Raw genomic sequence first — 12,708 nt, forward strand, 5'->3', positions numbered from 1 at the left:
GCCTCAGCTCTTTCCATCAGGAGATGTTTTTCGTCTCAATGTAAATGTATCTGTTATAGATCTCGTATACTCCTGACCCGCTAAACGCCCAACTGGTTGGAGCATCTCCGTATCTATCTTGCCATCTTTATATAACTCATCACGCACGTGAACCATCACAACTTTTCCGATAACGAGACTACCTGAGCCTTCATGCTCACCAAACTCAACGATTTGATCAAGAACACATTCGAGCTGAACGTCACTCTCCTTCACTCTAGGAGGACGAATTAGCTCACTTTCTACTTTTGTAAGTCCAGCCTCCAGAAATTCATCCTTCCCTTTTGGAAAAGGCGTAGCACACTCATTCATTTGTTCAGCAATTTTCTCACCAACGATATTGATCACAAACTCCTTTGATTCTTCAATGTTTAAGAGCGTATCTTTCTTATCTCCTGCACCAGCCTTTCGCATCGGAGAAAAGCAAACCATCATAGGATCCGCACATATCCCTGTAAAAAAGCTAAAAGGAGCAAGATTCGTCTCACCGCTCTCATCTATACTGGATACAAATGCGATCGGCCGAGGTAGAATAGATCCAATCAATAATTTATAGGCATCTTTCCATCCCAAAGTATTCGGTTGAACTTTCATGAAAAAGGCAACTCCTTCTTAAAGCAGATTGAAGATAATCTTCTATAAGTTGCCTCTTCGTTCCTGCTCTCGTTCAATCGCTTGGAACAACGCTTTAAAGTTTCCTTCTCCAAATCCTTTCGCACCCTTACGCTGAATAACTTCAATAAATAACGTTGGTCGATCGACAACAGGTTTTGTGAAAATTTGAAGTAAGTACCCTTCGTCATCACGGTCCACTAAAATTTTTAACTCGCGTAGTTTGCTTATCTCTTCATCAATCTCACCTACTCGCTCAGTAAGCGCATCATAATAATCATCTGGTGTTTCAAGAAACTCAACTCCACCCTCACGAAGTTTTGCAACTGTATCAACAATATCATTCGTCAGGACAGCAATATGCTGCACACCAGGACCATTGTAATAATCGAGGTATTCTTGAATTTGTGATTTACGTTTCCCATTTGCAGGCTCATTGATCGGGAATTTAATGCGTCCCCCATTGTGCATCACTTTCGACATTAACGCAGAGTACTCTGTGCTAATGTCTTCATCATCGAAATGAATCATTTGCTTAAAGCCCATCACATTTTCATAGTAAGAAACCCACTCTTCCATTGATTCCACGTTCCCAACGCAGTGATCGATACCAAGTAACCCCGTTTCCTTTGAAGGGATTTTCCCTTCAAACTTCTTAAACCCAGGAAGAAAAAGCCCGGAGTAGTTTTTTCGTTCAACTAATGTATGAATGGTATCACCATAAGTACCAATAACCGCCATCTTCACTACGCCATGCTCATCTTTATATTCTTTCGGTGGACTTAGTTCAATCGCTCCTCGCTCAGCAGCTTCTTTGTAAGCGTTATCAATATTCTCTACAGTAAGAGCGATATCCTTAACGCCATCTCCGTGCAATTTGACAAACTCCGCAATTGGGTGATCATTCGACAGTGCACCTGATAAAACGAGACGAATGTTATTTTGCTGCAGCACATAAGATACTTTTTCACGATCCCCTGTTTCAAGCCCTGAATAAGCTACCGGCGTAAATCCAAACGCCTTACAAAAATAGTGACTAGCCTGTTTCGCATTTCCAACATAAATCTCCAAATAATCCACATCACGCACCGGGAAAAAATCAGCCGTTTCCTGTTGATTTTGATTCATCATTTGCTCCTGCACAATCATCCCTCCAAATATAGTTTGTCACTCAGCTTAAACGTATAGTTTTTTTCCAAACATTTCAAGAACATATGCTAAAGCCATAACGCAGTAAATGAAAAGCGAAGACGAGCGTTTAGAAACGGCGCCTTCTCTATATCGCGGAAATAAATGCAGTTTTCGCGGGAAAACTAAAATATCGCAGAATTCGCTTACACCACAGGTCATTTCGCTTTTTTCTCAAAATAACTAGACATCGGATAGATCGTCACGCTTTGAAAAACAAGAGATAGCAACACAGCCCCAAACGTGAGAGAGATAAGCGTACTATCTCCTGAACCATACTCAGATTCCAAACTTAGAAGAAGTGCAACCGACATCGTTCCCCGTATGCCGGACCAGGTAACAAGCGAAATGTCTTTCCAATTAAATTCATTACGCCAGGCTGTAAATGATTTAATAATACCTGCAAGCACAAGGAAACGAACAACTACAGATGCGAGAAAGATCAATCCTGCAAATACCCAGTAGTTAAAATCAAGATAGTTTGTTGATTCAATCCCAATCAATAGAAAAATCAATGACAGAATACTTGGCTCAACAACTTCCCAGAAGCTATTAAGGTATTCTCTATAGTGTGATTCTTTAATAAAGCCATCAAGTTCATGTGAAAGCATGATTCCAGCTGCAACGACGGAGAGAACTCCTGACACACCAAGATTTTCTGCTACATAAAAACTTCCATAAGCGAGCACGATACTTAGCATCACCTGATATTGTCGCTGGTGTGTAAAAGAAATGGCTCGACAGACAATCCAACTAAATATCGCTCCGATCGCAATTCCTCCAATTGACACAAGAGCAAAGTCATAAATAAACGAGCTAATAGAAAAGCTCTCATCACCAAGATACATGCCAGCGAACACTGTAAAAAGAACGATACTCGTTCCATCGTTCACCATCGATTCACCTTCGACCACATCTGCTATTTTTGGATCTTTTGAAGCCTGCTTTAAAATCGAGACCACAGAGACGGGATCAGTGGGTGTAAGAATAGAAGCAATTAATAAAGCCCCAACAAATGATAATGGAAGTAACGGCCCGCTCATAATAAATAATAAACTACCGAGGAGAAGAGCACTCAATAGTAATCCCAGCGTGCTTAATGCGGCAATAATACCCGCGTGCTTTTTTAGATGAGCAAACGGAAACTGATACGCAGAAATAAAAAGAAGAGCAGGTAGAAACCATTCAAAGATAATGTCTTTCGTTATATGTACGGAGGTGAAGAACGGAAGAAAAGAAAGTCCTATTCCTAAACCTAATAAGACCAGAGGTGCAGGGAAGTTTTTTTGCTTTTTATCAATCGTATAAACTAAATAACCGATGAACAGTAAAATTAAGATCTGATTAGAATCCATGATTTCACTCCTTTGTATTAGTGTCATTCCCTACTCCATTTAGGCTTCAAACGGGCAGGCTTTATTTACCTCTAACTTGCTTCCTTTAACCCTGTCAACAGTTCGTGGTGTATGCTACAATAATCTTTGTCTATTCAAAGATAAGCAAGGTCTGCTATAGGAAACGACGGAGGAGGATACGTATGAACCAGACCCCATTTATTGCCGTCGAAGGCCCCATCGGAGTTGGAAAGACCTCCCTATCTCGAGCGATTGCTGCTCATTATCAATTTGAACTTTTTCAAGAAATCGTAGAAGAGAATCCCTTTCTCGGTAAGTTTTACGACAACATTGAAGAGTGGAGCTTCCAAACCGAGATGTTTTTTCTCAGCCATCGATACAAACAGTTAGAGGAAATGGAGAAGCATCATTTATCAAAACAGCTTCCCGTTATTTCCGATTACCACATCTTTAAGAATAAGATATTTGCCCAACAGACACTTAGTGACAAGCACTTTTCTAAATATATGAAGATTTATGACATTCTAACCGAAGGAATGCCCGAACCGAACGTCATTATCTATTTAAATGCTAGCCTTGAAACGCTGCTTAACCGTATTTCACAACGTGGAAGACAGATTGAAAAAAGCATCGATCCCGCTTACCTTGAGCGTCTTTCCTCTGACTATGAACGGTTTATGCAAGAATTTGAAGCACATCATCCTGATATTCCCGTGCTCCGTTTCAATGGTGATGAGATGGATTTTGTGTCCAATCAAGATGATTTACACACCATCTTCCAATCCCTCGAAAAAACATTGAAAGAAGGAGACCCTGTTAAATGAACCTCAGAGAAAAATACAACATCCCACAGGATGCCGTCATTACAATCGCTGGTACGGTAGGCGTCGGGAAGTCTACCATTACGAGCTCACTTGCTAACGCCTTACAATTTAGGACTTCTCTTGAAAAAGTAGATAACAATCCATATTTAGAGAAATTCTATAATGACTTCTCACGTTGGAGCTTTCACTTGCAAATTTATTTCCTTGCTGAGCGCTTTAAAGAACAGAAGAGAATGTTTGAATATGGTGGAGGATTTGTTCAGGATCGTTCCATTTATGAAGATACAGGCATCTTTGCAAAAATGCATTATGAAAAAGGAACAATGTCAGCTGTTGACTATGATACTTACACGAATCTGTTTCAGTCTATGGTGATGACGCCTTTCTTCCCCCATCCTGATTTAATGATCTATCTTGAAGGATCATTTGATGATGTCGTTGATCGCATTAAAGAGCGTGGCCGTCCGATGGAGCAGCAAACGCCAACTGCATATTGGGAAGAAATGTATGAGCGCTATACAAATTGGATTGACAGTTTCAATGCCTGTCCAATTCTCCGCTTAAATATCAATGAGTATGATCTAGTTAACGACCCATCCTCTGTTGAACTTATCTTAAAGCGTATTGAACAGAAATTTCAACAAATCCCTTCTTTAAGTAGATAATCTAAAAAAAGCTATCCGTTGGATAGCTTTTTTCTTATCGTAAAATATGAGTACATAGAAAAAACCGCTGTCGGCGATGACAGCGGTCGAAATATAATCTCCAAATTATATGCGCGTTGGTTATTAATTAGTAAATGGAGGAGGAAGAGGGATTCGAACCCCCGCGGGCGACTAAGCCCCTGTCGGTTTTCAAGACCGATCCCTTCAGCCAGACTTGGGTATTCCTCCGTGTGAAGAAGTTATTAACTAACTGCGACAAGTAATATAATATCATCGTCTTATAATAATGTCAACGATATCTCAAAACTTTTTTAAAAGAATTTGAATTACTTACTTATGTTGATCATTTCAGTTAAACCGCGCCGAAAATCAACACCCCTTACTATACACGATTATATCCTAAAAATAAAGAGCAGAGATGCCTCTGCTCTTTATCATTTTCTATTTAATGATTTCACGACCACCCATGTATGGACGCAGAACTTCAGGAACAATTACAGAGCCATCTTCTTGTTGATAGTTCTCTAAGATTGCAGCAACTGTTCTTCCGATTGCAAGACCAGATCCGTTTAACGTATGAAGGAATTCTGGCTTACCGTTCTTTTCTCGACGGAAGCGAATACCTGCGCGACGTGCCTGGAAGTCTTCAAAGTTACTGCAAGAAGAAATTTCACGATATGTGCCATAGCTTGGAATCCAAACTTCAATATCGTATTTCTTTGCTGCTGTAAATCCAAGATCACCTGTACACATGCTCATCACGCGGTAAGGCAGGTTCAACAGCTGTAGCACTTTCTCTGCGTGGCCAGTCAGCTTTTCAAGTTCATCATAAGAATCTTCAGGCTTAACGAAGCGAACAAGCTCTACTTTGTTAAACTGATGCTGACGAATCAGTCCACGTGTATCACGACCAGCAGAACCAGCTTCAGAACGGAAGCAAGCACTATATGCGGTGTAAGCAAGTGGAAGATCTTCTCCGTCCATAATTTCATCACGATGAAAATTTGTAACAGGAACTTCCGCTGTCGGAATTAAGAAATAGTCTTCTTCCCTAATTTTGAACGCATCTTCTTCAAATTTAGGTAACTGACCAGTCCCAGTCATGCTCTCACGGTTCACAAGGTAAGGAGGCAGAATCTCTTCATAGCCATGCTCTGATTCATGTAAGTCCATCATAAAGTTAATCAATGAACGTTCAAGACGAGCTCCAACACCTTTATAGAATGCGAAGCGACTACCCGTTACTTTTGCAGCACGTTCAAAGTTAATAATATTTAGATCAGTTGCGATGTCCCAGTGTGGCTTCGCTTCAAAAGCAAAATCATTTTTCTCTCCCCACGTACGGATTTCGATATTATCGTCTTCCGTCTCACCAACAGGTACACTGTCATGCGGAATGTTTGGAATTTGAAGAAGAATTTTCTCAAGCTCTGTCTCAACATTGCGAAGCTCTTCATCCATTGTTTTAATCTTATCGCCAACTTCACGCATTTCTTTAATAAGGTGATCAGCATCTTTCTTCTCACGTTTAAATGCTGCCACGTTTTTAGAAGCTTCATTCCGCTGTCCTTTTAACTGTTCTGTTTCAGCGATAAGGTCTCTTCTTCGCTGGTCAAGCTCTTCAAAACGATCAAGACCTACTAGATCTTCCCCACGCTTAGATAGCTTTACTTTTACTTCTTCAAAATTCTTACGCAAATACTTTAAATCGATCATGCTTTTTCCTCCTTTTTTAATGAACAATAAACGAGTTAACGGAAGGGATAGTGGTGTAGAGACGTGTATTTAAATACAAAAAAGCCCCCGTCCCCTATAAAGGGACGAGAGCTACCCGCGTTGCCACCCTGATTGCAGACGATTGTCTGCCTCTTAACAGAATAACGGTCTGCTCCGAGAAAGCCTACTTCATTCAGCATTCTACTCAAGGATGGATTCACAGGGTTCAATGATCGATTCGCACCACACATCGACTCTCTTGGCATTGAACATCTATTACTAATTCCCGTCAACGTTTTCGTTTATCATTCGTCTTATGCAGAAAAAGAATTCTCTTCTTCTTGGTACGTAATAATTTACACGAAAAATTACTCTGTTGCAAGTCCTTCTTTCTTAAACTCCAAAACCATATCAATAAACATCTGATGCATGCGATCATCATCTGTTAGTTCTGGATGGAAGGCACACGCAAGAAAACGTCCATGACGTGCAGCTACGATTTTTTCATTAAACGTAGCAAGCACTTCAACATCTTCTCCAACTTCTTCGATATACGGAGCTCGAATGAAGACACCGATAAAGTCATCTACTAATCCTTTAACAGGTAATGGCGCTTCAAAGCTTTCGCGCTGACGTCCGAATGCATTTCTTTTTGCTTTTACATCCATAACACCAATATGCGATCCGTCTACTCCTTCAATATGCTTTGAAAGCAGAATTAGCCCAGCACATGTACCGAAAATAGGCTTCTCAGCTGCAAAAGCTTTAAGTGGCTCTAAAAATCCATATTGATCAATTAATCGACGCATTGTCGTACTCTCTCCACCAGGTAGTACGAGGCCATCTAAATCCTTGAGTTGCTCTACTCGTTTCACAACAATGATTTCTGCTTCTTTTGTTTCAAGTGCTTTCACGTGTTCTCGGATTGCACCTTGCAGTCCAAGGACCCCAACTCTCACCATACTTCTCTCGACTCCTTCTCTTTATCTAAGTAAGAACCCCACCTTATGTTGCACAGGTGGGGAATCAATGTTTTACCAGCCGCGCTCTTGCATACGGTCTGATGGCTTAAGTGAAGAAATTTCAATACCTGGCATTGCGATACCAAGGTTCTTAGAAATATTCGCGATCAATTCATAATCCTGATAGTGAGTTGTTGCTTCCACAATAGCTTTAGCAAATTTCTCAGGATTATCCGATTTGAAAATTCCAGATCCAACGAAGACGCCGTCAGAACCAAGCTCCATCATTAGTGCTGCATCTGCAGGAGTTGCGATGCCACCAGCAGCAAAGTTAACAACTGGAAGACGTCCAAGCTCTTTAATTTGAAGAAGAAGCTCAAATGGCGCCTGAAGGTTTTTCGCTTCAGTCATCAGTTCGTCTTCAGACATGCTTGAAATTTTACGAATTTGGGATTGAATAAGACGCTGATGACGTACAGCTTCAACAACGTTTCCTGTTCCTGGTTCACCTTTCGTACGAAGCATTGCAGCACCTTCACCTACGCGGCGCAGTGCTTCACCAAGGTTACGCGCTCCACATACAAACGGAACAGTGTACTTGCGCTTATCAAGGTGGAATTCTTCGTCAACTGGAGTAAGAACTTCACTTTCATCAATGTAGTCAACGCCCATTGATTCAAGAACGCGTGCTTCTACAATATGACCAATACGGCATTTTGCCATTACTGGAATCGATACGGCATTCACAACGTCCTCTACGATTGTAGGGTCAGCCATACGCGCTACGCCGCCTGCTGCACGAATATCAGATGGCACTCGTTCTAGTGCCATTACTGCTACTGCACCAGCTTCTTCTGCAATCTTAGCTTGCTCTGCATTGACAACGTCCGTAATCACGCCGCCCTTTTGCATTTCAGCCATACCACGTTTTACACGATCTGTACCTGTTTGTTGATTCATCTATATTCCTCCCATATCTATACTTAGAAACGTCTTTGTTACACGACATCTATCAAACGCTTTTATTGTAACATTTTTTCATGACTTGTCCTATCACATGTGCAGTGATTTCATAAAAGATTTAGAAAAATACTCCTCGATGAACGCATCGAAGAGTATTTTTTCCAAGTATACTTGATATTATTAATTAAAACAGACCTTTCACAGCATCTGCTACGCTAGTCCATACACCAGAGAAGAAGCCACCAATCGCTCGCATAGTAAGTGTAAACCAACCTGCTTTTTCAACAGATTCAGTTGCTACAAGAGGTACTGAAGAACCCTTGTCACCTGTTATGTAACCGAAGTCTTCACCGGTTGATTTTAAGACGACTTTTCCAACTTGATCGCCTTCTTTAATTGGTGCAGTTAGTTCTCCATCTTCTGTTAGAAGAGATTGATCGTATTCATAGCTTAGTTTAAATGGTTCTTTCGTATTCGTCACTGTTACTGCATTGAAAGATTCTCCTGCAGCGACCCCAACTTCTTTCTCCTTACCTTTGACAACTTTAACCATGGAATTACCATCAGCTTTATCACCTTTAGTAACGATTGTTTGGGACTGGAATTGATCAAATCCATAGTTCAGAAGCTTAGCTGTTTCTTCAAAACGAGCTTCATACGAATCAGTTTTCATAACAACAGAAATTAATCGCATATCACCTTGTTTAGCTGTTCCTGTAAAAGCAAATCCAGCAAGGTCTGTAGAGCCGGTCTTGAGACCATCTATGCCTTCTACTTTATATTTATTAGCATATACAAGTGAAGGAAGAAGCCAGTTCCAGTTCTTCATTGTAATTTCATCATCTGTACCTTCGCGGAATTTCTTTTCTGGAGTACTAGTGGTTTCTATTACTTCAGGAAAATCTTTAAGAAGGTTATAAGCAAGAAGTCCAGTTGAACGAGCGGACATCATGTTCTCTTCATCAGGGTCTCCAGCAGGATGATTACCAAGTAGGTCTTTGTTGTTCAGCCCTGAACTATTAACAAACTTGTATTCCTTCATACCCATTTCTCTTGCTTTTGCATTCATCATTTCGACAAACTTCGCTTCTGTTCCAGCAACGTGCTCAGCCAGCGCCATTGTGGCAGCATTTGCCGAATAAATGGCCATTGCTTCATATAATTCCTTAACTGTATACTGTTCACCCACACGAAGTGGTACGTTTGAAAGAGAACGGTTCTGTGATAGCTTTTGGATCGTATCACTTACTGTAACTTTTTCATCCCAACTTATTTCGTTTTTATTAATTGCTTCAAGTACTAAATATTCCGACATCATCTTTGTCATACTTGCAGGTGAGAGCGTTAATTCAGGATTTTTCTGATATAAAATCTTTCCTGAATTTGCATCAATTAAGATTGATGCTTCTGCTTTGATGTCGGGCGCCTCTGCTGCTTCTGCAGTATTGCCTCCACCAAATGTTCCTGCTAGTAATAATACCATCGCCATAGTTACGATCATGGCTTTCAAACCAAGGTTTCTCAACCCCTACACCTCCAAATAAGTCTCACATAACCGCTATTCTATCACACCTAAAATTAAAAAAATAGATAGAGGAAAGTCCCCTATCTACTTTTCGAAAGTATTAAGCTATTTTTGTCACACACCTGTTATAACTTCAGTCTAAAGCACTATTTAAACAGAGTAATTTGGTGCTTCTTTCGTAACCTGAACATCGTGTGGATGACTTTCGCGAAGGCCTGCACCCGTTATTCGAACGAACTGGCTATCTTCACGAAGTGAGTTAAGTGTTCTTGTCCCACAGTAACCCATTCCAGAACGTAAGCCACCGATTAACTGATGAATTGTATCAGTTAGTGGTCCTTTGTAAGGAACACGTCCTTCAATTCCTTCAGGAACGAGTTTAGACATATTTTCCTGGAAATAACGATCTTTACTTCCCTTTTCCATTGCTCCAATCGAGCCCATTCCACGGTATACCTTAAACTGACGACCCTGATAGATTTCACGTTCGCCTGGACTTTCATCAACACCTGCAAGGATACTACCGAGCATCACTGCATGGCCACCTGCAGCGAGCGCCTTTACGATATCTCCAGAGAACTTAATGCCACCATCAGCAATAATACTAATACCATGTTTGCGTGCTTCTGTTGCACATTCATACACCGCTGTGATTTGAGGTACACCAACACCAGCAATAACGCGAGTCGTACAAATTGAACCAGGCCCAATTCCTACCTTCACAACATCGGCTCCGGCTTCAATTAACGCTTTAGTCCCCTCAGCAGTTGCGACATTACCTGCGATAATTGGGAGATCAGGGTAGGCGCTCTTGATTTCACTCACCTTTGTCATAATGCCTTCTGTATGACCGTGAGCAGAATCTAATACAATAACGTCAACACCAGCCTCCACTAGTTTTTCAACTCGCTTCAGAGCATCTGTTGTATTCCCTACAGCAGCGCCAACTAGAAGACGGCCTCTGCTGTCTTTAGCAGACTGAGGAAACTGAATAACTTTCTCAATATCTTTAATTGTTATAAGACCTTTAAGTGTTCCATCATCATCAACCAATGGAAGCTTTTCAATGCGATGCTTTTGAAGAACTCGCTCAGCCTCTTTTAATGTTGTGCCTACAGGAGCTGTTACAAGATTTTCTTTTGTCATAACGTCTTTAATTTGTATAGAGTAGTCTTCAATAAAACGAAGGTCACGATTAGTAAGGATACCAACGAGCTTGCGTTCCTCATTAACAATCGGAACACCGGAAATACGATACTTGCCCATCAGATGTTCAGCATCGAATACCTGATGTTCTGGTGTGAGAAAGAAAGGATCAGTAATAACACCACTTTCAGATCGTTTAACACGATCAACGTGTTCAGCTTGTTCCTCCATCGACATGCTTTTATGAATAATACCTAATCCACCCTGTCTTGCCATCGAAATAGCCATAGGCGCTTCAGTTACTGTATCCATACCAGCACTAATAATCGGTACATTTAATTCAAGATCTTTCGTTAATTGAGTTTTCACCGATACTTCTCTTGGTAGTACATCGGAAAAAGCTGGTGTTAATAAGACATCATCGAAGGTTAACCCTTCTTTAGCGAATTTTGTTTCCCACATCCCTTTCATCCTCCTCTAATCGAATTGTCCGAAATTTTATTAGTAGCTTATCAATTGGTTAAACTACTGTCAAGAAAGATAGAATAAGTTTGAATAATCAAACATGGAGGGCTCCTATGGGATATTCTGGACATTATCATTCAAACAACTTTGCATATCACTCAGCCTCATATGTTCAGCAATATTTAAAGGAATGTTATTCTAACATCGAACTTCCGGATGCCGAACGTAAAAGCTACGATTCCTGTTATCGATTTATGTATTTTATCGAATATGCCGAACGCTATTATCGGCATGCTTCAACTGCTGATGCAGAGCTAAAACCTATCCTTCTTTTTTATGGGATGATTCAACTGTTAAAAGCTTGTCTTATTACAATTGATCCAAATTATCCGGGTGACACACATGTTCTTGCACACGGCGTTACGTCTCGAAAAAGAAAAAAACGCCATTATGCTTTCTTGCAAGATGAAGTAAAAGGTCAAAAAAATGGACTCTTTGAATACTTTTCAAGGAAAATGTTTCATGTGAAACAGGTAGAAGGGGAGAAATATAAAATGGAAGATCTTCTTACCCTTATACCCGAAGTTTGCCCATTATTTGAGAAGCTGACTCGTAAAGTAACGAGCTATAAAATGATTTCTCTTACCTCCACTTCTTTCACTATTCAGGCAAGTATTCTTGATACGTTAAATATGACTGCAGAACGTTTTGAATCCTACCTTCAGCAGCATGGGGATACTTCAATAAAAGTTCTTACTCATAATCGTGATTTCATTACTTTGCAGTTCAAGGAAGACCCCGTCGCAGGTTTACAGAGGCGCCCCTTCCTATATGATAGGAATACTCTTTACCTCCCGGCAGAACGTAGTCAGTACAATCCTATTGCTGAGGTAATGGCTCACTATCTAATTTTATATAACCTCAGTATGATTTGCCGATACGAGACAGAATGGTGGGGAGATCTTTTTCATACTCAGGAGTCATTAGATCTACCTTTTATTCTACAATTTCTTGAAGTAACTTCTGAAAAAATACCGCATTTGCTATATGAGTTTTTAAATAAGAGAGGTAAAAGTTGATCGCAGTACGTTGGTAATGTAAAGGGAGTTGAAACAGGTAGTTCGTATTTATTCGACGAACGTGGAGGACCTAGGTATTCAGCTAGGTAATACACACCGAAAAAACCATACAAAAAAGCGAGAAACCCTCAGGTCTCTCGCTTCTCCTAGTTGCCCAGCGACGTCCTAC

At 40.6% G+C, this 12,708-nt stretch carries 11 protein-coding genes, 1 tRNA gene and 1 other annotated feature; of the genes, 3 read left to right on the plus strand and 9 right to left on the minus strand.

The features are described 5' to 3' along the window. Nucleotides 1–3: 3 nt before the first annotated feature. From ACIFPW_RS07075 to ACIFPW_RS07085, 3 genes are all read right to left on the minus strand, one after another. Nucleotides 4–633, minus strand: coding sequence for a flavin reductase family protein (locus tag ACIFPW_RS07075; protein WP_430243119.1), 630 nt, complete (start codon nt 631–633; stop codon nt 4–6). A 42-nt stretch (nt 634–675) separates the two neighbouring features. Beyond that, a complete protein-coding gene (gene hppD, locus ACIFPW_RS07080; protein ID WP_242057460.1) occupies nt 676–1,782 on the minus strand; it encodes a 4-hydroxyphenylpyruvate dioxygenase in 1,107 nt (368 codons plus the stop codon). A 215-nt stretch (nt 1,783–1,997) separates the two neighbouring features. Beyond that, the gene (locus tag ACIFPW_RS07085) at nt 1,998–3,194 is read right to left on the minus strand and encodes a cation:proton antiporter (protein WP_430243121.1); all 1,197 of its coding nucleotides are present in this window, start codon (nt 3,192–3,194) and stop codon (nt 1,998–2,000) included. 182 nt (nt 3,195–3,376) lie between these two features. On the opposite strand from ACIFPW_RS07085, the gene ACIFPW_RS07090 reads away from it, so the two are divergent. Both ACIFPW_RS07090 and ACIFPW_RS07095 read left to right on the plus strand, forming a co-directional pair. Continuing rightward, nucleotides 3,377–4,018 (plus strand): deoxynucleoside kinase, encoded by a 642-nt coding sequence (locus ACIFPW_RS07090; RefSeq protein ID WP_194222564.1) that lies wholly within the window; start codon nt 3,377–3,379, stop codon nt 4,016–4,018. Further along, nucleotides 4,015–4,683, plus strand: a complete 669-nt coding sequence (locus tag ACIFPW_RS07095; RefSeq protein WP_194222563.1) for a deoxynucleoside kinase — start codon at nt 4,015–4,017, stop codon at nt 4,681–4,683. The genes ACIFPW_RS07090 and ACIFPW_RS07095 overlap by 4 nt, the downstream gene beginning before the upstream one ends. A 135-nt stretch (nt 4,684–4,818) precedes the next feature. On the opposite strand, the gene ACIFPW_RS07100 is transcribed toward ACIFPW_RS07095, so the two are convergent. The 6 genes from ACIFPW_RS07100 to guaB form a co-directional block, all read right to left on the minus strand. After that, nucleotides 4,819–4,911: transfer RNA gene (locus ACIFPW_RS07100), tRNA-Ser, on the minus strand. Nucleotides 4,912–5,124: 213 nt separating this feature from the next. Beyond that, nucleotides 5,125–6,399 carry a serine--tRNA ligase gene (gene serS / locus ACIFPW_RS07105; protein ID WP_430243123.1) on the minus strand — a complete coding sequence of 425 codons (1,275 nt, stop codon included), beginning with the start codon at nt 6,397–6,399 and terminating at the stop codon, nt 5,125–5,127. 97 nt (nt 6,400–6,496) lie between these two features. Then, nucleotides 6,497–6,701 (minus strand) — a binding site (T-box leader). 66 nt (nt 6,702–6,767) lie between these two features. After that, nucleotides 6,768–7,361, minus strand: a complete 594-nt coding sequence (pdxT, locus tag ACIFPW_RS07110; protein WP_430243125.1) for a pyridoxal 5'-phosphate synthase glutaminase subunit PdxT — start codon at nt 7,359–7,361, stop codon at nt 6,768–6,770. A 72-nt stretch (nt 7,362–7,433) separates the two neighbouring features. Further along, nucleotides 7,434–8,321 carry a pyridoxal 5'-phosphate synthase lyase subunit PdxS gene (pdxS, locus tag ACIFPW_RS07115; protein ID WP_430243127.1) on the minus strand — a complete coding sequence of 296 codons (888 nt, stop codon included), beginning with the start codon at nt 8,319–8,321 and terminating at the stop codon, nt 7,434–7,436. Between the two features lie 187 nt (nt 8,322–8,508). Beyond that, on the minus strand, nt 8,509–9,825 hold the full coding sequence (locus ACIFPW_RS07120; RefSeq protein ID WP_430243133.1) for a D-alanyl-D-alanine carboxypeptidase family protein: 1,317 nt from the start codon (nt 9,823–9,825) through the stop codon (nt 8,509–8,511). 174 nt (nt 9,826–9,999) lie between these two features. Then, nucleotides 10,000–11,457, minus strand: a complete 1,458-nt coding sequence (gene guaB / locus ACIFPW_RS07125; RefSeq protein WP_194222560.1) for an IMP dehydrogenase — start codon at nt 11,455–11,457, stop codon at nt 10,000–10,002. Nucleotides 11,458–11,573: 116 nt separating this feature from the next. Between guaB and ACIFPW_RS07130 the strand changes: the two genes are divergently transcribed. Beyond that, nucleotides 11,574–12,539: a YaaC family protein gene (locus ACIFPW_RS07130; protein ID WP_430243129.1), complete on the plus strand. Its 966-nt coding sequence runs from the start codon at nt 11,574–11,576 to the stop codon at nt 12,537–12,539. The last annotated feature ends 169 nt before the right edge of the window (nt 12,540–12,708 follow it).

The sequence above is a fragment of the Pseudalkalibacillus sp. NRS-1564 genome (assembly GCF_050467905.1).
Taxonomy (GTDB): Bacteria; Bacillota; Bacilli; order Bacillales; family Guptibacillaceae; genus Guptibacillus; species Guptibacillus hwajinpoensis_B.